Here is a 23,738-nt window from a genome sequence, read left to right on the forward strand (position 1 = left end):
CCGTCGCACGAATGTAGTTCACAACATCCGCCACATCCCGATTCGCATTGACATCCAAAAGCGGGTCAAGCACATCGTCCAGCGTCGCCTGTGTCCCCTCGATCTGGGAGGACAGCAGTGCCTCCTTACGGACATACATCGACATGAACAGCTCCATATTCGGAATGCGTGCAGCAAGCCCCTCCAATACAGCAAGCTGACGGTGCGCAGCGATAAGGAGCTCCACACCCTCGTCCGTAAGTGTAATCGGCGGATCAGGCGGCAGTGGCTGCGGCACAAAGGATGCGTAGGCAAGCTCACCCGTCAAATTCTGCCGCTCGTGTCCTGCTCTTGCTCTCATAACAGCCCCCACATACATATAAACGGAAATTTCTCCTCCCATTATACCTACTATATTTCCGTTTTTCAACAAAATCGGAAATATGCTGCAATGTCAAGGAAAACATCTTGGGCAGATGCCCCTGCATATCTTCTTGTTGCGTAAGTGCGTTTTTGTTATAATAACAGCAGATTATACGGAAAGGAGCACACTGCCATGACGACACTGGCCATCCAGATCAACGATACAAATGCACGCATTCTCGAAAACTATACAAAACTGCGAAATATCACCGTCACTGACTGTATTAACGAGCTCATAGCCGGACTTCATCAAAAAGAACAAAATGAATATCTCGCCATCTTGGAACAGAGCAACTGCGATCTTCGCGAGGGGAGGACGGTTACCAAAACCTTTGCCGAGCTAGAGGCGATGGAAAATGCGTAAAATTACGTTCACAGAAACGGCTTTTGCACAATATCTATACTGGCAGACACAGGATAGACGCACGCTGAAGAAGATCAACCAGCTGCTCCAAAGCATTGATCGTGACGGTGCATTAAACGGGATTGGAAAGCCGGAGCTGCTAAAACACCTTGGCGGTGATTACAGCCGGCGCATCGATGAACAGAACCGACTTGTCTACGCGATGACAGCGGACGCCATCATTGTCAAAGCCTGTAGAGGGCATTACGAAGAATAAGCGTGTCCGAACAACACCAACAAAGAGGTGCTCTCCGAGTCAAAACGACTTCGGAGAGCACCTCTTTGTTGAGAAATTTTCACCGCATCCTACGAATACGCGCGCAACATATCATCGAGCTGCTCAAATGTCGGGGGGGTACTCTCATACTTTTCCTTCGTATAGTCGCCCGATCCATTTTCAAATTGCTGAATGAATCGTGTGAATCCAACCGCGCCCAGAGATTCCGCCAAAACCTGCATCCCCGCCGCCCGTACATCACTCGGGCTATTGACGTTAATATCCATCATGTTCAATCACCTCCGCCAAATACGATACGGGATTCATCACGCGTACATGAAGCCCTGCATTACGGCAGGACTTGAGCAATTTCATATCCGTTGTCAAAAAAACATCGGCGTTACCAAACTCCGCGCTCGCAAGATGCAGACTGTCCATCTCGTGAATTGCAGTCATCTGCCGAATCTCCTCAGCGCGACGACGAGTCTCAGGTGCATAGGTGATGACCTCCGAGGCAATCCGATGCAGCTGCTGTACCTTCGCCTTTTTCACAGGCTCACTGATGCGCTCAATTTCGAGCCGCAAAATACTGCTGTCAAGAATGGTGTCCCCACACGCAGCAGCACGATTTATCAACGAGAGGATCGCCTCACTCTCGTCATGAATGCGTTGTTGTGACTGATCATCAAACGGACGATTGTAGCAACAGCAGTCAAAATATAGACGCATAATCCCTCCAAACGCCATTGTGAGCAGTTTCACTCAGAAACTCGGATACAGCCCATCCCACACGACGCGGCGGTAGTTCGTGCGGTCGGTGTCGCCCTCGGTGGAGATGCAGAGGAGGCGGGCGTCCTTGCCGAGGCCGATGCGGTCGCGCAGATAGTCGAGGCTCGCGTTCTGCATGAGCTCTGCGACGAGTCCCGTGGTGACCGCGCCGCTCTCGCCCGAGACGACGCGCGGGTCGTCGTCAAGCGGGTTGCCAAGGATGCGCATGCCCTTTGCCGCGACCCACTCGGGCACGGAAACGAAGTGATCGGCGTGATCCCTCAGAATCTCCCACGCGATCGGGCTCGGCTCGCCGCAGGAGAGCCCCGCCATGATGGAGTTGATCTCGCCCGTGACGATGCGCGGCGCGCCGTCGTTTGCGGCAGCCGTGCGATAGATGCAGTCCGCGCGTGCGCCGTCCGTATGTGCAAGATGCACCGCCTTGATGGATTCGTTCATCTTGTATTCCGCCCTACCAAATTTCCGCGTAAATTTTCTTCATTATAGCACATATGTAAGCCTTTGGTAAGAAGATATTCCATCATATATTTATGCTTTTTCGTGAATTGCAAGAGCAAGTTGAACAGCGATTTAATTAAGAAACATTTTCAATGGCATACACTTCATCCAAGAACGTGCGAAACAGTTCTGCTAGTGTTTGATAACCAAGCACGCGACGAGGGCGTCTGTTTATCTCATCCGCTATGTTTAGGATGTCCTCGTCACTGTATCCGTCGATTCCCGTTCCTTTGGGAATATATTGGCGGAGGATGCCGTTGTGACGCTCGTTCTGCGAGCGCTCCCATGAGCTGTAGGGGTGGGCGAAGTATACCTTGCCTTGCCGTATATTGTGGAGATCGCCAGCGAGCAGATTGGCGTTCAGGAGTTCCACGTCTAAGCTCATAGTGGATCGTTGTGTGCGCGCATCCAACCCGCGCGGCTATGGCGCGAAGCGAGAACCCCTCGTGGTGCAGTGCCTGTATTTGCCCTCTTTCGTCAAGGGTAAGGTGCTTTCCCGATTTACGAATGACCTCCGTTGTGGTAGAATAGGCGTAATCCATAGTGATTGCTCCTTCGCTGATGTTTTGTAGCAGAATCATTATAGCACGGGAAGTCACTATGGATTTTGTTGTTTGTTTCGCTGTTCAATTTCATTTTACAACGAACCTGGATTTTCTATGCCTCTCATAACACATATTTCCGTTTATCGGCAGAAACGAAAATACATTTCCACAAACAGCGGTATCTCATTCCTTCTTTTTCTATAGAACTCACTTCATAAATATGCTATCATAAAAGAAACGAACAAAAGGAGGTGGTTCGAATGGCAACCGTCACGGTGCCGATTCATGCGCCCGTGATCGACTGGATTATGCAGAATGTCCATGAAGATCAGGTCGCTCCCGATGTACTCGACCAGCTGAACGCATGGAAGACCGGGGAAAAGCAGCCAACACTGAAACAGCTGGAAGCGATGAGCAGGAAAACACGTATTCCATTCGGCTATTTTCTTCTACAGACACCGCCTGACGAGGATATCGCACTTGCCGAATACCGCACCGTAGGAAGTAAAAAAAACCAAAAGCCGAGTCGTGAACTCATCGATATCCTCGATCAGATGACAGCAATTCAGGATTGGATGAGAGATGAACTCAAACGGGAACAATCGGACGCAACTTCTTTTGTCGGAAGTCGCAGCCTCCACGATTCCACGGGCGAGATTGCACAACGGATACGAGATGATCTTGGCCTCAAAACAAACTGGTACAGAGAAGGAAAAAATGCGGAAGATAATTTCAATCGCCTACGCAACACACTCGTACAGCATGGACTCCTCATCTTTACGGGGGGAAAGGTCGGAGCAAATACACATCGTCCACTCGATGTGAAGGAATTCCGTGCGTTTACCCTGATTGATACCCATGCGCCGCTCATCTTTATAAACACAACAGACACAGCAAACGGACGCCTCTTCTCTCTCCTGCATGAAACGGTTCATGTATGGCTCGGCGAAAACAGCCTGTTCAACAATCCCGAATGGTCGGATGAGCGCGTGAGTCTGCTCGAACAGAAGTGCAATGCCGTTGCAGCAGAACTGCTCGTCCCTGCAGCAGATTTTTCCGAAGTATGGGATTCGTCCATTCCTGTTGAAGATATGATAGGACAAGCCGCGCGTCATTTCCGATGCAGTGAAGCGGTGATTCTGCGACGCGCCTATACAACCAAAAAGATACCACGAACTCTCTATACACGTATGCTTGCATTACAAAAAGAACAATGGGAGCAAACAAAAGCTCATAAAAAGAAAAGCGGTGGCGATTTTTACAAAACCTTGCTCTCGAACCTTGATCACCGTTTTCTTACCGCCCTTGAACGGAGCGTAATTCAAGGGAACACACAGGATACAGATGCCTACCGACTGACAGCAACGAATCGCAGAACCTACAGAGGTGCACTTGAGCGGATGGGAGGCATTTGAGTTGAGCAAAAAATACCTCATCGACGCCAATAGTCTGATACGCCCTGCCCGTGCATACTATCCGTTTGATTTTGCCCCATCTTTTTGGCAGCAGCTGCGTCCTAAAATTTCATTGGATAAAATAGCCGTTCTGGATAAGGTGCGCGATGAGATTCTAAAGGGAACAGACGAACTTTCCGCATGGATAAGCGATCTTCCGAACGAATGTATTCTGTCGACGCAGGATATACAAATTATCCAGACGTATAGAGATGTTCTGAGCTTTATTCAGCAAAGCGATCAATACACCGAATCCGCGCTTCGTCTCTGGTCGCGAGAAAATGTTGCTGACCCATGGCTGATCGCCGCCGCCAAAGTATATGGCTATACGCTCCTGAGCTTCGAGCAGTCGGCAGGTCGCATAACGACGCGCTCAAACAATCCGAAACTTCCCGATGTCGCGTGCCATTTCCAAATACCATACACAGCCCTATTTGATATGATGCGACAAGAAGACTTTCGCCTATGACAATGCCCCTGCACCGTTTCGGCGCAGAGGCATTTTGTATCTATATGATAGTCAATAGCTCGGATACAGCCCGTCCCAGACCACGCGACGGTAGTTCGTGCGGTCTGTGTCGCCCTCGGTGGAGATGCAGAGGATGCGGGCATCCTTTCCGAGTCCGATGCTCTCGCGCAGATAGTCGAGGCTCGTGTTCTGCATGAGCTCGGCGACGAGCCCCGTCGTGACCGCGCCGCTCTCGCCCGAGACGACGTGCGGATCATCGTCCAGCGGGTTGCCAAGGATGCGCATGCCCTTCGCCGCGACCCACTCGGGCACGGAGACGAAGTGATCGGCGTGATCCCTCAGAATCTCCCACGCGATCGGGCTCGGCTCGCCGCAGGAGAGCCCCGCCATGATGGAGTTGATCTCGCCCGTGACGATGCGCGGTGCGCCGTCGTTTGCGGCAGCCGTGCGATAGATGCAGTCCGCGCGGTTCGGCTCGACGATGGTGATGACAGGGCGCTTCTCCCCGTAGTGCGCGGCGAAGTAGCCCGTGATCGCGCCCGGCAGCGAGCCGACGCCCGCCTGCAGGAAGATATGCGTCGGCAGTTCATCGTACTGCTCGACCGCCTCATGTGCAAGGGTCGTATAGCCCTGCATAATCCAGCGCGGAATCTCCGTATAGCCGTCGAACGCCGTGTCCTGCGCGAGCACCCAGCCCTTTTCCTTTGCGAGATTTGCGGCGTGGCGCACGGTGTCATCGTAGTTGTACGTGGTGAACGCCGCCTCCGCGCCGAGCCCGCGAATATTCGCCAGACGCTCGGGCGAGCCGCCCTTTGGCATGAAGACGTGAGCAAAAAGCCCGAACAGCTTCGCCGCCCATGCAATCCCGCGCCCATGGTTGCCGTCCGTCGCCGTCACGAGGGTAAGGTTACGGATACGCTCGCGGTACTCCGGCTGCTGCAGATTCTCGTATGTCATCTCGCTCTCAGGCAGATCCAGATACTGCGCGATATACTTCGCAATGGCGTAGCTTGTTCCGAGCCCCTTGAACGCGTTCAGCCCGAAGCGCTTGCTCTCGTCCTTTACCGCGACCCGCCCGAGCCCGAGCCCCTCCGCAAGACACTTCAGATCGGCGAGCGGCGTCGGTTCGTACATCGGCAGACTCCGATGAAATGTGACCGCACGCGCCGTTGCGCCGGAATCGAACGCCGAGACATCCGAGAGCGCTCCCTCGTGCGCAATGTAGGTCGCCTTGATCGTTTCGTTCATGATATTTTCCTCCCAAATGACAACCGTTATCCCGAGATTTCCCTTTATTATATCATATACGGAAATCATTGGTAAGAATCATAAAATATATTCTTCCAGATATTTATTCATTTTTCTGAAATTTCTTCTTGACAATCTTTTTTATCCATATATAATGAGAGCTAGTTTCATTATTTGCGCGAGGCGAGGAAATGATTCGCCGCAGACACAATGCATGTCATTGGAAACATAGGCGAACGCTCCCCTGCCCGCAGATTCAGAAGGAGGAATTCTCATGAAGAAAACTCTGGTATCCGCGCTCGCGGCGGCATTCGTCGTCGGTGCAGCATCGACGACATTTGCGGCGGCGAATCCGTTCAGCGATGTCCCGCGTGACCACTGGGCGTACGATGCCGTAACGCAGCTCGCGGCAGACGGCGTGGTCGAGGGCTACGGCGACGGCACCTATCGCGGTGAGCGCAACATCACGCGCTACGAGATGGCGCAGATGGTCGCAAAGGCAATGGCGAAGGAAAATATGCCCGTCTCGGACAAGGCACTCGTCGACCGCCTCGCGGCGGAGTTCGCAGACGAGCTGAATAACCTCGGCGTACGCGTGTCGAAGCTTGAGAAGAACGCCGATATGGTGAAGTGGAACGGCGTGCTTGAGTATACGTATACGAGCGAGCGTTTTGAAACCTCGGCGCGTGACGAGAGCGGAAAAGGACGCAAGAAGCGCAACACCGACAATTTGCTCTTTCGCCTTGAGCCGACGGCAGAGGTGAACGATCACTGGTCGGTACACGCACGTCTGGATGCAAATACCAACATGAGCAAGGATGCCGCATGGGATACCGCAAAGGATACGGCAAGCTCAGATGACAAAGTGACCCTCGCGCGTGCATGGGCGGAGGGCAACTACACGAACTTCAACGTGAAGCTCGGCAAACTGGAAATGCTCTCGGCGGAGGCGTATGCGAAGCCGGGCGCGATTATCTTCGACCGCGAATTCTCGGGCGCGGAGGTCTCCTTCGGCAAGGATCTGCAGGTCAAGCTGCAGGCAGGCCGCATGGGCAGCGATGAGTTCTCAAGCGATATCGCGGCAAACTATCAGGGCGCAGAGCTCCAGTACAACGGACGCCTTACGGCGGGGATCGGATACTATCGGCTCAATGCCGCCGACCTCAGCACCATGCTCAAAGACAGAAAAACGACAATGCCTATCTGGGGGGCAAACCTCGCCTACCGCTTCGACAAGAATAGCTTCCTCTCGGGTGCCTATGCGCACAGCCAGTATCTCCAATGGGGCAACATGCCGAAGAAATCCTATCAGGTCACCTACGAGTACAAGGGTGCGGAGCCGGAGGACAAGGGATCGTGGGGCGCATACGTCTCCTATCGCCAGATCGCCGGTGCTTCCGTTGCGCCGACAACGGACGGCGCGATGGAAGGGACACGCGGCATTGAGATTGGAACAAACTACACGCTCTTTCCGAATGTCGTCCTCTCGGCGAAGTACTTCCGCGGCAAAGACTTGTATGCAAAATACCTCGGGATAAATCAGGACAAGACATCGAAGATCTTCGGCCGCGTCGAATTCTTCTTCTGATTTCCCACGCCTACAAACAGATACCGCCAGCCTCGGTTGGCGGTATTTTTGTGCGGGATGAATTTTTACGTTACATGACGAAGTTTTCTGAAATTTCTACTTGACAATCTTTTTCATCCATATATAATGAGAGCTAGTTTCATTACTTACGCGAGGCGAGGAAATGATTCGCCGCAGACACAATGCATCTCATTGGAAACATAGGCGAACGCTCCCCTGCCCGCAAATTCAAAAGGAGGAATTCTCATGAAGAAAACTCTGGTGTCCGCGCTCGCGGCGGCATTCGTCGTCGGTGCGGCAGGAACGACGTTCGCAGCGGCAAATCCGTTCAGCGATGTGCCACGCGACCACTGGGCATACGATGCTGTGACGCAGCTCGCCGCCGACGGTGTGGTTGAGGGCTACGGTGACGGCACGTATCGCGGCGACCGCAACATCACGCGCTATGAGATGGCGCAGATGACGGCGAAGGCGATGGCAAAGGGCGACATGTCCGCATCGGACAAGGCGCTTGTCGACCGCCTTGCCGCCGAGTTCGCAGACGAATTGAACAACCTCGGCGTACGCGTATCAAACCTCGAAAAGCACGCGGATATGGTGAAGTGGGAGGGTGTGCTCGAATACACCTACACGAGCGAGCGCCGCGAGACCGGCCGACGCGTGAACAACAATAATCTCCTGTTCCGCCTCGAACCGTCCGCAGAGGTGAACGATCACTGGCATGTCAATGCGCGTCTTGATGCGGAGACCAAGATGAACACGGATGCCGGCGACGATAACGGCGACAAGGTCACGCTGAAACGTCTCTGGACGCAGGGCGACTACAGCAACTTTACCGTAAAGCTCGGCAAGATGGAGCTGCTCTCCGCCGAGGCGTATGCCGCGCCGGGTGCGCTCGTATACGACCGCGAGTTCTCTGGTGCGGAGGTGACGTTCGGCACTGATCTGCAGGTCGACTTGAAAGCCGGCCGCGCGAGCGATGAGAATCTCACTGATCCCGCAAACTTCCAGTCGGTCGAAGTCCAGTACAACAAGAACAATCTGATGGCGGGCGTCGGGTACTACCGCGGCAACTCGGAGGGGTTCCGGCCGATCACAGGCGGCAAGGACACGATGAGCATCTGGGAGCTGAACCTCGGCTATCGGTTCGACGGCAACAGCATGCTTTCGGGCGCCCATGCCTACAACAAAGACGTGAATCTCGCGAGCAAGTACAAGAAGTCCTATCAGATCACCTATGAGTACAAGGGCGCCGATCCGATGGACAAGGGTTCGTGGGGTGCCTATGCCTCCTATCGCTACCTCGGCTTTGCCTCCGCCGCGCCGACGGACGACGGCGCGCCCGAAGGATCGAAGGGGATCGAGCTGGGTGCGAACTACATGCTGTTTAGGAACGTCGTGCTCTCAGCGAAGTATTTTAACGGAAAGGCCCTTCTGATGCCGCGCCCGGACGATAAGGTGCAGAAGCTCTTCGGCCGCGTCGAATTCCTCTTCTGATTCCCTATCTTCGCCAACAGAGTACCGCAGGTTTCGGCCTGCGGTATTTTTGTGCGGCACAATACAGAGGTTTCGTTGACGCACGGGAACGCGTACGCTGTAATAAAATCAAAGTGCGGCAGGAGGATGTATATGACTGCAATCAATGCAACGACGGCGCGTAAAAATCTCTATCAGCTCATCTCAGACGTGAACGAGAGCCGCACCCCCGTGACGATCACGAATGCACGCGGCAAGAACGCGGTGCTGAATTTATCAGTGCTTCCTTAAAACCCCCGTGGCGCTGAAATCCCATCCTCTTCGGGATAGAGGGCATGGCCGATGATTTTGAGTGCCTCCTCCGTCCGCACCTCCGACGAGTATACATATTCCAAGAGGAGCGGACAAATGCGTTTTGTCTTGACCACCTTGAGACTGTTCAGCGCTCGGTCGTTTTGAATCCGCGCGAGAACGCGCTCTGCATCCTCCGCGCCATAGCAGACGACAAAAAGGACATCCGGATCAACGGCAATCAATGTCTCCAAATCAATCATCGGAGCCGTCGCAGGAATCTCACCGCCAAGACGGGTGACCATATCGCCGGCCAGCCGCGTTGCATCGTAGGAAGCAATCTCCTTGCCCATGAATTCGATCACAAGCGCCTTTTGCTTCGGATAATGCGCGCACCGCGCCCGAATTTCATCAATCGTCCGATAGACGTCTGCGATCATCTGATCGGCACGGGCTTCCTCGTGCAAAATCTGTCCCATGCCATAGAGGAATCTCATTTCGCTTTCGATGGTTTCCCGATGCGCACGTCCCGCCGGACTATTGGTATTCCACGGAACAAAGGTTGTGACGCCGCGCCGATTCCAAAACGTGGTGCTGACAAAGCGCTTGTCCGTGAACATACACTGCTGCGCAATCAGCAGGTCAGGCTGCAGCGATATCAGATATTCAAGGTTTATTTGCCCATACGGCACAATCGGAAGGTCTTTGGCAAGCGCCCGATATTCCGGCCGCAAAAATTTCTCCAACGGATACCACGACTCTGCCGCAATAATCCGATCAGCTGCGCCGAACACCAAGAGCGTCTCGATCTCACCGGATCCGACCACCACAATGCGCTGCGGCACGTCATGAACATACTGGACGTTCTCGCCTACCGCCAGATAATTTGCAACACTGAGATTGATAATGGCGCGTCCGTTTTCACACACCTCCTCCCCCGTCCGAGCCGAGGGCATTTCCTCGCGGATCGCATCCCTCGTCGGGAGAAAACTCCCAAAGAACCACGCCAAAACACCCAGAGATACGCCCCATAAAAAGAGCTTCCTAGAAGTCATATCCGAGACTTAGAACGACGCTGCGCGGCCCATCCAAGGCGACGGTATCATTGCCGCGCGCACACCAATATTTTCGGTTGAGTGCGTTGAACACATGCAATCCGACGCGCATGGCGTTCCCGCCGGCAAGCGGCTTTTCATACTGTACGCCGAGATCCAGACGGTACCACTCCGGCACCTTCGCCGTATTGGCAGATGTCAGATATGCGGAGCCCGTGTAGGTCAGCCGTCCATACGCCGTCCAATTTGGATCGGCGTTGTACTCCGCCGTCAGCGTCGCGTTCCACTGTGGAATGGCAGGAATATCTTTGCCGTCATTGACGCCGCCCTTCTGCTTTGCCTGCAGGTACATCAGACCTCCGATGAGGTTCCATTTGGGCGATACCTCGCCAAACACCGTTACCTGAGCGCCGCGGTTCTGTCTCCGCCCATGATAGCGGTACACCTTGCCCGCATCGGCATATGCATTTTCCTGTTCGAGCGAGAAAATGCTGAAACTGCCGGCAAGTTTTTTCGTATCCCATTTGACGCCTGCCTCATATTGTTTGGTCATCTGCGGCTTCAGATATTCCCCGCCGTTTGCGTATCTCTTCGGAACGAAATAGCCTCTGCCAAGCCCTTCGATATAGTTTGCATAGACCTTGGTCACGGGGTTGAGCGCATACATTACGCCGAAATTCGGACTGACCGCCGATGTGGAATGAGAGTCTGTATAGTCCTTGCCATCATGCGCGCGGAAAACTTTTTCATTCTGATACCGCAGCCCCAGCAAAAACGACCATTTTTCATCATCCGTAACGAGACGATCCGTCACAGTGACTCCGCTGAGGATCTTCGCTCCGCTGTAATACCACGGATCCAACGCAACGCCCTCCGGCGTCGTATGACGTGTGATGGAGTTATCGTAAATATTGCCCCGATACGTATTGCTGCCAAACCAATCCTGCCCGCCGCCATTTTCCGACATGCGATCCATCCGGAGAGCAAGATGATGCGTCAGCGCCCCCGCCTTCACCTTGCCGCGCACACCGGCGTCGAAGCTCAGCCTCCAAAAGGCGATGGGCACCTCCTCCATATCCGCCTCAAAATTCCCCTGATCGTCGATCAACCTAGGATAATACGACTCATAGCAGGAATTCCAGCCCTCATCGTGGTAGCCGGCATGGAAGAACGCCTGCCAGTCCTTGGACAGCTCATGCTCGACGGAGAGTGTGAGAATATTGTTGTCATAGCGGTAACGTGACCACGGGAGCTGAAAATTGGCATCCCCCGAGGGCGGCGCCGGCAGATCGTGCCCGTTCAAAGACAGAGAAAAGGTCGGCGCAGTCTGATTGACATAGCGATAGCCATAGAGCAGCTGCGCTTTCGTCTTACTTCCACGATAGTCGAGATTCATGAAAATATTGTGATACGCCATCTTCTCATGATGGAACTCCGTATTGCCATCCGCCGCATCCACATTGATGCGGACGCCCCACTGCTTGTCCCGCCCAAAACGCGCGCCAAGATCAAGCGCGTGCTCGTAGTGGCTCTTGCCGGAAAATGTCTCCGTGAACGTGATCCGCGGCTGATCCTCTGCAACCTTCGGAACGAGATTGATCGAGCCGCCGACGCTGCCATTCATCGAGGCGCCATGCAGAAGCGTATCCGGCCCCGAAACGATCTCCACGCGCTCGACAAAATTCATCGGAATGGACGACTGCGACAGCATCCCCGAGACACCGTTCAAATAATAATCGTGCGGACTGATGTAAAAACCGCGAATGCGTACATCATTATAGGTTCTGTTGCCGGCCGTTGTCACCGTCGGATCCATGGTCGCAAGCTGTACCAATGTATTCCCCGCCTGTTTTGACTGAGCGATGGATTTTTGCGTCAGCGTGAGCGTATTGAAGGGAACGTCCATGAAGTCCGTATCCCCCATCGCGCCCAGACTGTTTTCCCGCGCGACATGCCCGCCTGCATAGACCTCCTCCGTGCGCTCGCTCTGAATCGTCACCGCAGGAAGCACATATTCATCCATCGACTTTTCCTCCTGCGGATCGGCATATGCCTTGCCGACGCTGAGGAAAAGCCCTCCCGTCACACAGAGCACCAACGACTTTTTGCAAAGCTTCCGATACTTTTTCATGCGATCTCCATTCTTTCCAAATATATTACACACTGCTTCCACAAAACAGATAAGACGCATTGCTCTGTCGTTCTCTTTTATTTTTCTATATTTTCGAGTGCATTATAACATATTTATATTCTGAATAACACAATGCTTTATATGATTCTTTTTTATAAATCTCTACCCCCCGAAATTATGGAAATCGCAAAAAAATTCGCTTCGTCAGGTGGGAGAAAACAAAAAGCCGACATTGCTGTCGACTTCTTGTTGAGAGAGGTTCTCTTTGGTTTTCAGTAGCCTCGCGACACGGGGGAGGGGCCTGTGCGCGGAACGCGTAGACCGCGAAGCGGTGGAAGGGGCGCCCCCGAGAGCAGCCCCTCAGTCGAGGCGCAGTCCCTCGATGAGGAGGTCACGCGCAGGTGCAAAGCGATAGATGCCGAGCGTTGCCGTCGGGATCGGACGCGGCAAGCCGAAGACATAGACCTCCTGCTCGAAGCCTATATCAAAGCGCGGCGCGGCATTCTGTACGAGCGAGGCGATGAGTCCGCCCGGCAGTGCTGCGGCATGGATGGTGAAGGCAGTCGCGTTGCCCGCCGCCTGCCCAATGCGGTAGTTGCCGAGGATGCCGTCTGTGACGCCGCCGATGCGCCCTGTGACCCCGTAGCTGCCGGGCGTTTCGGTATTCGTCACCGCACTCTCAAACGTCAAGCCGCCCGCCCCGAGTACGGATGTGTCTTCACCGTCCGCGAAGCCCTCCGCACGGCCCGTAAAGGAGGGCAGCGCCTCGCCCTGCACAATGCTCTGCGCGTCGGCGGTCAGCGTGAGGTCGCGGTGCGTGATCGAGCCAACGCCCTGCGTTGTTGTCGCCGCGAGCGTGTAATTCCCCGCATCCGCACCCGCGAGGTCGACACCCGTATAGTTGATCCTGCTTGCTCCGGCGACGTTCTTATCGTTGAATGTCGCAGTGGCGGCGGCGGCTGTTACGCTGTCACCCGCGATGGTATTGCCGAGCGTCGCGCGGAACTTCGATGCGTCGGCGACTCTCGTGCCGTCGTAGGTCTTGCTCTGTTCTGCAACTGCGCCAAGCGTCAGCGCACGCCGCGCGATCGTCCCCGTACCTGTGAGTGTGGTCTTGTTCAGCACATAGTTCCCCGCGCCCGTGCCTGTGAGCGTCAGCCCGCCAAAGGTGACGGCTTTATCTCTGGCGGCATTCTTGTCGGCGTATTTTCCTGTGACGGCAGAGAGTTCGATGTCCGCGCCCTCGCCCGTGACAAAGCCCGTGAGACTATAGTTCGTCCCCTTCGTGAGGGACTGCGCGACGTTTGCATTGCCGTCGTAGGTCTTGTCAAAGCGTGCGCCACCCGTGAGCGCGAGGTTCAGCTCCCTCGGCGTGATCCTGCCCGCGTTCTCAAAGGTCTTGCTCGCCGCAAGCGTATAGTTGCCCGCACCCGAACCCGTAAGCGCGAGGTTCGTAAAGATGACGTTCTGCTGCGCGCCCGCTGTCTGTGCATCCTTTGTCACGTACGCGCCCTGTGCGGCGGATTCGTTCAGCGTGACAATGTCCGTGCCCTCGCCCTCGACGACGCCCGCAAGCCGATAGTTCGTACCGCGCACGAGGCTCTGCGTCACGGTCGCATTGCCGTCGTATGTCTTGGTGAACTGCGTGCCCGCCGTCCCTTCGAGCGTCAGCGCCCTCTTCGCGATGTCGCCCGTTGTCGTGAGGGTGGTCGTAGAGAGGGAATAGTTCCCCGCGCCCGTACCCGTGAGCGTCAGCCCGCCAAAGGTCACAGCTTTGCCCGTGCCCGCGTTCTTGTCCGTGTATGTGCCCGTCACGGGTGCGAGCGCAATCCCTGCGCCCTCACCGTTTACGAAATTCGAGAGCGTATAGTTCCCGTCCTTCGTGAGCGTCTGCGTGACGTTTGCATTCCCGTCATAGGTCTTGTCAAATCGTGCGCCGCCCATCAGTGCGAGATTCAGCTGCTTCGCCGTGATACTGCCCGCTCCCTGCACCGTGCTTGCGGCGATACGATAGTTCCCCGCGCCCGTACCGCGCAGTGCGAACGTGTAGCTCACCTTGTCTGCCGTCGCAACATCCTTGCTGTTGTATGCCGCGCCCGTGGCGGTCGCCGTGACAAGGCTCTCCTCGCCCGCGACGACGTTATTCAGCGTCGCGTGGAACTGCGCTGCGTCTGCGGCGGTTGTGCCGTCGTAGGTCTTGCTCTGCGCCGCGACGCCGCTCATGGTCAGCACGCGCTGCGTAATGGTCGCGCCGCCGATGAGGTCATAGCCGAGCTGGTCACTGTAGGCATCGTATGTGCCGACATTCTTCCCCGTATTGACGAGGGTGATGTGCGGATCCGTTGTCGCAAAGACATTGCCGTCGTAGACTTTCGCAAGGCGCTTCGTACCCTTCATCAGACCCGTGAGCAGGGGCGTGGTATGCCCATCGTAGATGCGCCACGGCGTGCCCTTGCCGCCCTCGGTGGCGACGAGGGCATTGCCGTGCTCGTCCTTCCAATCCGCGTATGTCGCCGCCAGCTTCATATCCGCCTCAAGAGCGACCTTGACATCCGTCACGTCAGCCCCATTGCTCGATGCGCCGACCGCCTGCCCTGCGCTGCCCGCCTTCCATACGGCATGGCGAATGCTGCCGCCGTTCGCCTCCCCCACAATGCCGCCGCTCTTCTGATTCCCTGTGACCGTCCCAGTATTCCATGCATTCTGAAGGCTGCTGTTCTTTATATATCCCGCAATGCCGCCGATTTGCTCCAAAACCCCTTTGATTGCGCCCGTATTGCAGACATTCTGAAAAGTACTGCCTTCGTACGCCTCTCCCGCAATGCCGCCGACGCTCGTCCTCCCCCTGACCTCGCCCGCATTCCATGCATTCTGAAGGCTACTGTTCTTTATATATCCCGCAATGCCGCCGCTTTGAGTCCCAGATCCGCTGATAGTGCCCGTATTGCAGACATTCTGAAAAGTACTGCCTTCGTACGCATCTCCCACAATGCCGCCGGCGGTACTACCCCCGGTGACATTGCCCGCATTCCATGCGTTCTGAATCCTGCCGCCCAACACATGTCCCACAATGCCGCCGACCCCATCCCTGCTTCCGGCGACCGTCCCGGAATACGAGACGTTCCGAATGACAGCCTTCTTTGCAAACCCTACAATACCGCCGACCCAACTCATCGCCTTCACATTGCCATCCCGGAGGGAAAGATTTTCGATGGTCGCCTCCTTGACAGTGCCAAACAGCCCGACCTTGAGGTCAAACCGACGATTGATATACAGCCCCCGCAGCGTGTGTCCCGCGCCGTCCAATCGTCCCGTAAATTCGTTGCTCCCATCTCCAAGCGGCGCAAAGCCCTCGCCGCTGTTCCAACCCTGTGTCGCCGTCGCGTCGATGTCCTTCGCGAGGATGTATCTGCCGTCCCATTTCGCATTGATATTCTGCAGGTCGTAGATGTCGTGCACGAGCATATAGTCATAGTCCGTATGCGCCGCACCGCCGAGGTTCGCTACATCCCATCCGCGCCCACTTGCAGATTTTGCGGTGTTCGGATGCGCATAGTCATAGAAGCTATGCTGCACAGAGCCGCCGCTCTCGTCGAAGTTCGCCGTCGCTCGATTGGCAACATCGTAGCCGATATGCGGGGTCTCGGCGCTGCGGATCTTGACGTTCGTCCCCGTGAGCGCTGTGCCGTTTGTGTCCGTGACCGCATCCGTGCTGAGGACGGTGACGTTCCTCCCCTCGATGTAGAGCTTCGCCGTTTTGACCGTGCCGAGGTTCAGCACGTCGCCCGTCTGCGTGCTCGCAGAGAGTGGACTGCTGCCCCCCCCGAATGTACTTACGTTCACATCTGCGAGCTTCGCCGTCGAGAGGTAGAGCGCACCCGTATTGACCTGCGATCCCTCGGCAAAGAGGATGCCGTGCGGATTCACGAGGTAGACGTTCCTGCCGCCCTCGATTGTGCCGTAGATGTTCGACGCGCCCTCGCCCGTGACGAGGTTCAGATAGTCGTGCGTCTGGCTGCCGCCGTCGAAGCGTACCTTCTCGCCCGAGTCGATGGAGAAGTCCTCCCATCGGAGCACGTTGTGCTCGGTCTTGCCCGTGATGTCCATGGTCGTGCCGCTTGTTGTAATCGACGCTGCGTCCGCATTCGTCGCGGCGTGCGTGCCCTCGATGGGCAGCGCATACGCGTGCGGCGCGGCAAACGGCGCAGCGATACTCCCCAGGGCGAGCGCACAGAGGAGTGTGCGGCGCAGATGTGCATTTGATGAGGCTTTCATATTGCGACTTCCTTTCTGATATTGTCCCATAGCTTCCGCATTTTTTCTTTATATTATAGCATTTTTATGGATGTATCACACAAAATTGCAGAAAGTGACGATAACATACACGAAAGTGATGTGTTTCATCGAAAAGCGGATATTGATGTTTTTCCGATGTCTGTCGGTGAGCATTTCTACCGGACGCCGCAGGCGGAGATGAACTACGGACGCATCGACGGCACTTCCTACACAATGAGTGCGGACAGCACGGCGGGCGCAGATGCCATCAGGGAGAAATGGAAAGCAAATCTCGGCGTGCGTATCGGGTTCTGAGGAATACAAAGGGAGCACAAAGGCTGCGGCACGGGGACAAATGACTCCATGCCACAGCCTTTTTCTATCCATTCTTATTGCTAACATCCGGGATAAAGACCGCGCTTCCCGCTCTTCATACGTCATTTCTTGCAAATCGGAAACAAAAAGTATATGATTGACATAGAGAATCTGAAATGAACGGAACTTCAGGAGGCACTTATGACAACGCTCGCAATACATCTGAACGATGCACTCGCGGCGCATCTCACCCGCGTTGCTGCCGATCAGCAAATCACGCTGGAAGAACTTGCCCGCCGCTCCCTCACCTCATACACCGCCGCCTACAATGAGGAAACGCGTGCCGCCCTTGAGGATGTTGAGAACCAGCGAAACCTCGTTGGCCCCTTCCACAGTGTAGAGGATCTGATGAGGGATCTCAATGCTTGACATTTACTACCGAAGCCGTTTCAAGAAAGACTACGCAAAGGCAGTCAAACGTGGCTGCAATCCGAAAAACTTTCAGACGGTACTTGACCTCCTTGTCCATCAGCAAAAGCTCCCGCCCAAATACTGCGATCATCCCCTTGCGGGGAACTATCACGGCTATCGGGAGTGCCACATCCAGCCGGATTGGCTTTTGATCTACAAGGTTGAAGAACAAAAATTGCTGCTCACACTTGTACGAACCGGTACGCACAGCGATTTATTCTGAGCAGAGGCAAGGAAAGGAGGCATTAGCATGAACATCATATGGGAAGCCGAGGCGCGCCGCTCTGCGGCGTATGACGGCGAAAAATGCGTCGGGGTCGCAGAGATCGAAGACGAGGGCGGACACCGGGTCATCACGCACACGGAGGTCGATCCCGCCTACGGCGGACAGGGTATCGCACACCGCCTGATCGAGGAGATCATTGCGGCAGCGCGCCGTGACGGTGCAAAGATCGTCCCTCTCTGCTCCTATGCAGACAAGATGATGCGACGAACAGACAAATACGCGGATGTACTCGCCGACTGAGCCAGCGCACGTAAAAAGACTGCCGCACGAGGGCGTTTGACTCTCGTGCGGCAGTTTCTCTATGCGCTCAGAGCAGTGTCAGCAATCCCCGATGCACGGTATCGCCGACGCGCGTCTCGGTAATGCGGCAGTCGATGTCGTAGTAGCGGCTGAGGTTCTCCTCGGAGAGGAGTTCCGCCGTCGTGCCGAAGAGATATTCCCCGCGCCGCATGAGCAGGCTCTTGTCCGAGATCTTGAGCGCGTTCTCGGGCGAATGCGTATTCATGACGATGGTCATGCCCTGCTCCCGTGAGAGGCGGTGGAGGAGGCGCAGGACGATCATCTGATTGTGAAAGTCCAGATGCGCCTCCGGCTCGTCGAGAATCATGAGTTTCGGCTCGCTCGCGAGTGCGCGGGCGATGTAGACCATCTGCAGCTGTCCGCCGCTGAGTTCCGTTGCAGCGCGATCCGCGAGAGGCAGGACGCCGACGAGGTCGAGCAGCTCCGCAACGCGTGCGCGATCCGCCGCAGACGGTGTGCGGAACAGTCCGATGCGCCGTGCGCGTCCCATCATGACCATCTCGAACACAGTGTACGGGAAGGCGGGCGCGTGACTCTGCGGCACATAGCCGATCACCTCACTGACCGCCTCGGGCACAGGGACTTTCCCATCTACGTGGCACTCCCCGCGCGTCCACGGCAGGATGCCGAGCAGACAGCGGAGGAAGGTGGTCTTACCGATGCCGTTACGCCCGAGGATGGTGAGGATCTCGCCCGGCGCAACGGAGAAGCTGAGATCGGAGAAGAGTTCGTTCACACCGTCGTAGGAAAAGGCGGCATTTTTCACCGCAATCATGACCAATCCCCCTGTTTCTCCCGCGTGCGCTTCAGCAGGAATGCGAAGAAGGGCGCGCCGAGGAGTGCCGTGAGAATGCCGATGGGCAGCTCTGCGGCGAGGAGGCTGCGCGCGCAGATGTCCACGAGCGCGAGGAAAATCGCGCCCACAAGGCACGCCGCCGGCAGCAGCCGCGCGTGATCGACGCCGACGATGCGGCGGCACATATGCGGGATGACGAGGCCGACCCAACCGACGATGCCGCACGCCGTCACCGAGAGCGCCGTGAGGACGGTCGCGGCGATGATGGCGATGTTGCGGATACGCGCGGGATTCACGCCGAGCGAGCGCGCCTCCTCCTCACCGAGCGAGAGGATGTTGATGCGCCAGCGCATTGCGAGCAGGAGCGCCCCCGCCGCGAGCATCGGCAGCGCGATGACCTGCAGACGGTCAAAGTCCGCCTTTCCGAGGCTGCCCATGAGCCAGTACGTGATGGCGGGCAGCTTGTCATAGGGGTCGGCGGCGTATTTCACGAGCGAGATGAGCGCCGAGAAGATGGACGAGATGATGATGCCCGAGAGGACGAGCGACATCATCGACACGGAGCCACGGCTGCGCGAAAAGTAGTACGCCAGTCCGACGCTCGCCATGCCGCAGACAAAGGCGATGACGGACGTGCCGCTCCCCGTCCCCCAGAGGAGGATGCCGAGCACCGCGCCGAAGCCCGCCCCGCTCGACACGCCGAGCACGTCGGGGCTGACGAGCGGATTGCGGAAAATGCCCTGATAGACCGCACCCGAGAGCGCGAGTCCCGCGCCGACGAGCATTGCGAGCAGGGTGCGCGGCAGACGCAGCTCGAGCACGACCGTCGATGCCATATCATGCGCGGGACTGCCGAGGGCGGCACTGACGAGGATGTCCCAGACCGCGCCCGGCGCAATCGCGAACCGCCCCACGCCGAGCGAGAGGAAAAATACCGCGATGAGCGCCGCACCGAGCACGCACCAAAGGATAGGACTGCGCCCCTTCATGCCCGCCTCACTCATGGAGGATTTCCTTCAGATCCGCGTCCGTCAGCTGATAGGAGAAGAATTTCTCATAGAACGCGCGCAGATCGTCCTTTAGCACATAGTCCGCAAAGACAGCGGGGTGCAGCTTCTGCGCAAGCCACTTGATCATGAGCGGCGTCTCGACACTGGGCGCATCCCAGCGGTAGAGTCCGAGCGGTGCTTTGTAGACGCGCCCCTCGCGCACGGCGGCAATGTTCTTCCAGTTCTGCCCCGCGAGTTTGTCCTCATAGAGGTCGGCGGGCTGAATCGGAGCGAAATTGCTGAGGATGATGACGTCGGGATCCCACGCCGCGACCTGCTCCATCGTCACGGGCGTCCACTGCCCCTGCACGTCCTTCGCCACATTCACGCCGCCCGCCGTCTCGATCATCATTGTATTCACCGCAGCGCCGCCCGCGACCTTCAGATCGCCGTCACGCAGGTAGAGCACCTTCGGCTTCGGCGTATCGGCGAGCGCCGCCTTTTTCCCGTCGAAGTACGCCATCGTGTCCTGCTGGAACTGCACGAGGGACGCGGCGCGCTCCTCCTTGCCAAGCACCTGCCCGATGACGCGGATGCCGTTTTGCAGATCCTCCATCGTGCCGTATTTGAGCGCGATGGTCGGGACGTTCAGCTTTTCGAGCTGTGCAATCTCGTCCTCCTGATAGTTCCAGACGATGATCGCGCTCGGGTTCAGCTTGCCGAGCTCCTCCATGTGGATGGCGAAATCCTGTCCGACAAAATCCGTCGAGGCGTTCTCCATCTCGGGCGACAGCGTCTTCAGCATGGAGTTCGCGTATGCCGCCTTCGCCGACGGGTGCATGCCCGCAACGCGCGCGCCCGTGCCGTCCACAGCGTAGACGACCGATGCCCACGGAATCGGAACGATGGCGAGGCTCTTCACCTCGGCGGGCAGCTTCACCGCGCGCCCCGTCGTATCCGTCACCACGCGCTCCTCGTGCGATACCGTCTGCTTCTCACCGCAGCCCGCAAGCGCGAGCGCCGTGCACAGGACGAGCAGCAACGCCAGCAGTCTGCGTGTCATAGGTTGTATCATGGAGTTCCTCCTTTTCCCACCTCTGCGCAGCCCCATTCGCGCAGAAAAAGCAATACAGAGCTGTTGCACGAAGTCATTTTGACCGTGCAACAGCTCTTTGTTTGTCTTGTCCAGACGCTCAAGGCGCCCCTACCACCGCTCACGCGGTCCCCCTCCCCCGTGTCGCACGGGGGAGGCTTTCAACGGCGTGACGATAGGGGCGCTCCGAGAGTACCGCCCCATTCTCAGAGCTCAAACGTCGCGGAGAGCATGAACGTGCGCGGCATCGAGAGGAGGAGCTTGCTCCCCTGTCCCGGCTGGAGAATCCAATAGCTGCGGTCGAACACGTTGTAGATCGACGCCTGCAGCGAGACGGGCGTCTTGCCGACCTTCGTCCGATAGCTCGCAAAGAGATCGAACACCGCCGAGGACGGCACGGAGAGCTCGCGGCGGTTCGAGCCGATGATCGTGCCGCGCGAGACGTAGTTCATGCGTCCCGTGATGCTCCAATCCTCGTTCGGCATATACTCGAACCCGATGACCGCACTCCACGGTGCGGAGCTGTCCGTCGGCAGTCCGTCGTTCGTGCCGCCCGCCGTATGCTGCTGGCGCGCGTGAAGGTACTGAATCCCGCCGAACACGTTCCACTTCGGCGCCGCCATCCCCGTAATGCTGAGATCCACACCGCGATAGCGGTTCTCGCCGTCGAGGCGATATGCCTTCGTCGACGCCCCCGTCGCAACATCGATATAGTTCGGCTGGTTTACGTCGAAATACGCGAGCGCAGCGTACATATTGCCGAACTTGTACTTGACGCCAAGCTCCTTCTGCGTCACCTTCACAGAGGGGAGAATCGTCCCCTCGTTGTCATAGCCGCTGCCGACAACCTGCCCACGCGTTGTGGAGCGCGCATATGCCCCGTAGACCGAGAGTCGATCTGTTGGTGCGTAGGTCACGCCGAACGTCGGCGCATACTGCGTATCGGAGATCTGACTGCCCGCCGCACTGCCGCGATAGTTCCCGTGGCGGCGCGTCACGGCGGCGAGAAGATTCCATTTCCCGATCTTCACATTGTCCATCAGGTTGACGCTCGTGTCCATCTCCTGATACTGGAATCTCTGCCCAAGACCGGCGGAGATGTCGTAGCTGTAGATGGACGGCCGATAGATGATGCCGCTGTAGATATTGCCCGTCACGTGATCGTTCGGATTGTCGCGCCGCGTGTTGTTGTACTGGACGCGCCACGAGCGGTCAACGGCAAGCGTCACATCATGCTCTGCCGCCCCCGTGCGGAATTTATGATTCGCGCCGATCTGCCCATAGCGGCTCTTGAGGTAAAAATACTGCGACCAGACGCGATTGCCGCGCAGATTGCCGTCGCCGTCGATCGTGATCTGCGACCAGTAGATGAAGCGGCGATTCGTCATGTCGTTCGTGCCCGCATTGAGAAAGAGCTTCGTTGTGGGATTGATCCGCTGTTCGTGGTTCAGCGTGATCTGATAGCCGTCCCAGTCGCTGTGCATGAGATTCGGATCGTCGTAGCTGCGGCTCGCATCGGGCGCCCCCGGCACCTGCCGCGCGGTGCGTTGAATGTTAAAGCGCCGCTCCGTCCCGCGCAGGCGGTCCTTATAGTAGCCGCCGAAGAGATTCGTACTGCTCTGCGGCGTCTCGCGGCTGACATCGATGAAAATATTGTTCTTTTGACGCCCCGCACCGCTGACGGCAAAATTCCCCTCACTGTGCTCGCCGTAGACGCGCACGCCGAACGTGCCGTCGCCGAGCCCGCTGCGGTTCACGTCAATGTAGCTGCCGTAGTGTCCGTAGCCGCCGACGGTCTGCCGATAGCGCGTAAAATCCCCGCTCTCCGGGCGCTTCGTATAGAGATAGACCGAGACCGGCTGTCCGCCATCCGGCCCGTTGTAGGACTGCACCGAGCCCGAGAGCGTCGCCGCCGGGCCGACCATGACATCGGCGCGTGCGATCGTATTCGTCACAGGCCCCGCCGCCATGATGAAGAAGCCCGGCACATTGTTCAGGTACATCGCCGAGCCGTTGGCGAGCATGCCGCGCGCGGAGAAGTCCGTCTTGATGAGAGATGTGCCGACGCGCAGGGACGGCACATTTGCGAGCACCTGATTCACATCGCCCGACGGCGCGGCAAAGGTATCGAAATTCTTCGTCGTGAGGCTCTGCGCCGTATACGGCACATTCATGAGATCCCGATCCCCCAGCAGACCAAATGTCGTCTGATCCGCCTGGAATCCGCCGGGCAGGGCGGCACGCTCCGCCGCAGGGGCAGGGGCAGGCGAACGCGTCCCCATCACCGTGACCGCCGGCAGATCGTAGCTGTCAACCGCCTGCGCCGTATCCTGCATCTCTGCTGCCGCATCCTCTGCAGCGCTTGCCATGCTCCCGCTCGAAAGGCATGCGAGTACGAGAGCTGTGAGCATTTTCTTCCTTGTCATTCTGAACCATCCTTTGTATCAATAGTAAAGGAAGCACTGATAAATTCAGCACTGCCATCTTGGCGTATCTTTTTCGCCCTCTCTGCGCCCTCGATCCTCCACATAGCCTTTGCTATGCGTCCGGTTTGTCTCCTTGATAGGACAAAAAATCTGCACCAATCTGACAGACTTCATTTTATCAGTGATTCCTAAATTCATAGGGGAGAGTATCACATTCCATA

Annotated in this window: 22 protein-coding genes and 2 pseudogenes; 11 read left to right on the top strand and 13 right to left on the bottom strand. The window is 56.8% G+C overall.

What is annotated here, in order from left to right:
* On the bottom strand, positions 1 to 340 hold a 340-nt coding region (locus AXF19_RS14680; RefSeq protein ID WP_216634969.1), incomplete at its 3' end, for a Fic/DOC family N-terminal domain-containing protein.
* 195 nt (positions 341 to 535) lie between these two features.
* Here AXF19_RS14680 and AXF19_RS02890 point away from each other — a divergent pair.
* Complete coding sequence (locus tag AXF19_RS02890) at positions 536 to 766, top strand: hypothetical protein (protein ID WP_009655273.1); 231 nt, start codon at positions 536 to 538, stop codon at positions 764 to 766.
* Positions 759 to 1,022: a Txe/YoeB family addiction module toxin gene (locus AXF19_RS02895; RefSeq protein ID WP_066844760.1), complete on the top strand. Its 264-nt coding sequence runs from the start codon at positions 759 to 761 to the stop codon at positions 1,020 to 1,022. The genes AXF19_RS02890 and AXF19_RS02895 overlap by 8 nt, the downstream gene beginning before the upstream one ends.
* 89 nt (positions 1,023 to 1,111) lie before the next feature.
* Here AXF19_RS02895 and AXF19_RS02900 read toward each other — a convergent pair whose 3' ends face one another.
* The 4 genes and pseudogenes from AXF19_RS02900 to AXF19_RS15950 form a co-directional block, all read right to left on the bottom strand.
* A complete protein-coding gene (locus AXF19_RS02900) occupies positions 1,112 to 1,312 on the bottom strand; it encodes a hypothetical protein (protein WP_066844763.1) in 201 nt (66 codons plus the stop codon).
* A complete protein-coding gene (locus AXF19_RS02905; RefSeq protein WP_066844766.1) occupies positions 1,299 to 1,751 on the bottom strand; it encodes a hypothetical protein in 453 nt (150 codons plus the stop codon). Before AXF19_RS02905 ends, AXF19_RS02900 begins: the two co-directional genes overlap by 14 nt.
* A gap of 33 nt (positions 1,752 to 1,784) precedes the next feature.
* Positions 1,785 to 2,201: pseudogene (locus AXF19_RS02910) on the bottom strand (diaminopropionate ammonia-lyase); the annotation flags it as partial.
* A 184-nt stretch (positions 2,202 to 2,385) separates the two neighbouring features.
* Positions 2,386 to 2,851 (bottom strand): annotated as a pseudogene (locus AXF19_RS15950) (IS30 family transposase).
* Between the two features lie 263 nt (positions 2,852 to 3,114).
* Here AXF19_RS15950 and AXF19_RS02920 point away from each other — a divergent pair.
* Together AXF19_RS02920 and AXF19_RS02925 are read left to right on the top strand one after the other, a co-directional pair.
* Positions 3,115 to 4,269 carry an ImmA/IrrE family metallo-endopeptidase gene (locus AXF19_RS02920; protein WP_066844771.1) on the top strand — a complete coding sequence of 385 codons (1,155 nt, stop codon included), beginning with the start codon at positions 3,115 to 3,117 and terminating at the stop codon, positions 4,267 to 4,269.
* A gap of 1 nt (position 4,270) precedes the next feature.
* The gene (locus AXF19_RS02925; RefSeq protein WP_237141671.1) at positions 4,271 to 4,777 is read left to right on the top strand and encodes a DUF4411 family protein; all 507 of its coding nucleotides are present in this window, start codon (positions 4,271 to 4,273) and stop codon (positions 4,775 to 4,777) included.
* 51 nt (positions 4,778 to 4,828) lie between these two features.
* Here AXF19_RS02925 and dpaL read toward each other — a convergent pair whose 3' ends face one another.
* Positions 4,829 to 6,025, bottom strand: coding sequence for a diaminopropionate ammonia-lyase (dpaL, locus tag AXF19_RS02930; protein WP_066849994.1), 1,197 nt, complete (start codon positions 6,023 to 6,025; stop codon positions 4,829 to 4,831).
* 274 nt (positions 6,026 to 6,299) lie between these two features.
* Here dpaL and AXF19_RS02935 point away from each other — a divergent pair, with 274 nt between their 5' ends.
* The 3 genes from AXF19_RS02935 (at position 6,300) to AXF19_RS02945 (ending at position 9,380) form a co-directional block, all read left to right on the top strand.
* The gene (locus AXF19_RS02935; RefSeq protein WP_066844773.1) at positions 6,300 to 7,613 is read left to right on the top strand and encodes an S-layer homology domain-containing protein; all 1,314 of its coding nucleotides are present in this window, start codon (positions 6,300 to 6,302) and stop codon (positions 7,611 to 7,613) included.
* Between the two features lie 246 nt (positions 7,614 to 7,859).
* Positions 7,860 to 9,110, top strand: coding sequence for an S-layer homology domain-containing protein (locus AXF19_RS02940; protein WP_066844776.1), 1,251 nt, complete (start codon positions 7,860 to 7,862; stop codon positions 9,108 to 9,110).
* Positions 9,111 to 9,242: 132 nt separating this feature from the next.
* Positions 9,243 to 9,380 (top strand): type II toxin-antitoxin system Phd/YefM family antitoxin, encoded by a 138-nt coding sequence (locus AXF19_RS02945; protein WP_237141672.1) that lies wholly within the window; start codon positions 9,243 to 9,245, stop codon positions 9,378 to 9,380.
* On the opposite strand, the gene AXF19_RS02950 is transcribed toward AXF19_RS02945, so the two are convergent.
* The 3 genes from AXF19_RS02950 to AXF19_RS02960 form a co-directional block, all read right to left on the bottom strand.
* A complete protein-coding gene (locus AXF19_RS02950) occupies positions 9,377 to 10,309 on the bottom strand; it encodes an ABC transporter substrate-binding protein (protein WP_172837351.1) in 933 nt (310 codons plus the stop codon). The two genes, AXF19_RS02945 and AXF19_RS02950, sit on opposite strands and share 4 nt — an antisense overlap.
* A gap of 115 nt (positions 10,310 to 10,424) precedes the next feature.
* Positions 10,425 to 12,566 (bottom strand): TonB-dependent receptor, encoded by a 2,142-nt coding sequence (locus AXF19_RS02955; RefSeq protein ID WP_066844783.1) that lies wholly within the window; start codon positions 12,564 to 12,566, stop codon positions 10,425 to 10,427.
* Between the two features lie 360 nt (positions 12,567 to 12,926).
* Positions 12,927 to 16,841, bottom strand: a complete 3,915-nt coding sequence (locus AXF19_RS02960) for a YDG domain-containing protein (protein WP_066844786.1) — start codon at positions 16,839 to 16,841, stop codon at positions 12,927 to 12,929.
* Positions 16,842 to 16,997: 156 nt separating this feature from the next.
* Between AXF19_RS02960 and AXF19_RS02965 the strand changes: the two genes are divergently transcribed.
* The 4 genes from AXF19_RS02965 (at position 16,998) to AXF19_RS02980 (ending at position 18,153) form a co-directional block, all read left to right on the top strand.
* Positions 16,998 to 17,156: a hypothetical protein gene (locus AXF19_RS02965; RefSeq protein ID WP_216634970.1), complete on the top strand. Its 159-nt coding sequence runs from the start codon at positions 16,998 to 17,000 to the stop codon at positions 17,154 to 17,156.
* A 201-nt stretch (positions 17,157 to 17,357) separates the two neighbouring features.
* Entirely contained in the window at positions 17,358 to 17,585 is a 228-nt protein-coding gene (locus AXF19_RS02970) for a hypothetical protein (RefSeq protein WP_066844793.1), read from the top strand.
* Complete coding sequence (locus AXF19_RS02975) at positions 17,578 to 17,850, top strand: type II toxin-antitoxin system YafQ family toxin (protein WP_066844796.1); 273 nt, start codon at positions 17,578 to 17,580, stop codon at positions 17,848 to 17,850. The genes AXF19_RS02970 and AXF19_RS02975 overlap by 8 nt, the downstream gene beginning before the upstream one ends.
* Before the next feature lie 27 nt (positions 17,851 to 17,877).
* A complete protein-coding gene (locus tag AXF19_RS02980) occupies positions 17,878 to 18,153 on the top strand; it encodes a GNAT family N-acetyltransferase (RefSeq protein WP_066844799.1) in 276 nt (91 codons plus the stop codon).
* A 67-nt stretch (positions 18,154 to 18,220) separates the two neighbouring features.
* Here AXF19_RS02980 and AXF19_RS02985 read toward each other — a convergent pair whose 3' ends face one another.
* From AXF19_RS02985 to AXF19_RS03000, 4 genes are all read right to left on the bottom strand, one after another.
* Positions 18,221 to 18,988 (bottom strand): ABC transporter ATP-binding protein, encoded by a 768-nt coding sequence (locus AXF19_RS02985; RefSeq protein ID WP_066844801.1) that lies wholly within the window; start codon positions 18,986 to 18,988, stop codon positions 18,221 to 18,223.
* Complete coding sequence (locus AXF19_RS02990) at positions 18,985 to 20,013, bottom strand: FecCD family ABC transporter permease (protein WP_237141673.1); 1,029 nt, start codon at positions 20,011 to 20,013, stop codon at positions 18,985 to 18,987. Before AXF19_RS02990 ends, AXF19_RS02985 begins: the two co-directional genes overlap by 4 nt.
* Positions 20,006 to 21,073, bottom strand: a complete 1,068-nt coding sequence (locus tag AXF19_RS02995) for an ABC transporter substrate-binding protein (protein WP_157092468.1) — start codon at positions 21,071 to 21,073, stop codon at positions 20,006 to 20,008. The genes AXF19_RS02990 and AXF19_RS02995 overlap by 8 nt, the downstream gene beginning before the upstream one ends.
* A 224-nt stretch (positions 21,074 to 21,297) precedes the next feature.
* Complete coding sequence (locus AXF19_RS03000) at positions 21,298 to 23,517, bottom strand: TonB-dependent receptor (RefSeq protein WP_066844807.1); 2,220 nt, start codon at positions 23,515 to 23,517, stop codon at positions 21,298 to 21,300.
* Positions 23,518 to 23,738: the final 221 nt, after the last annotated feature.

The sequence above is a fragment of the Selenomonas sp. oral taxon 126 genome (genome assembly GCF_001683335.1).
GTDB lineage: Bacteria > Bacillota > Negativicutes > Selenomonadales > Selenomonadaceae > Centipeda.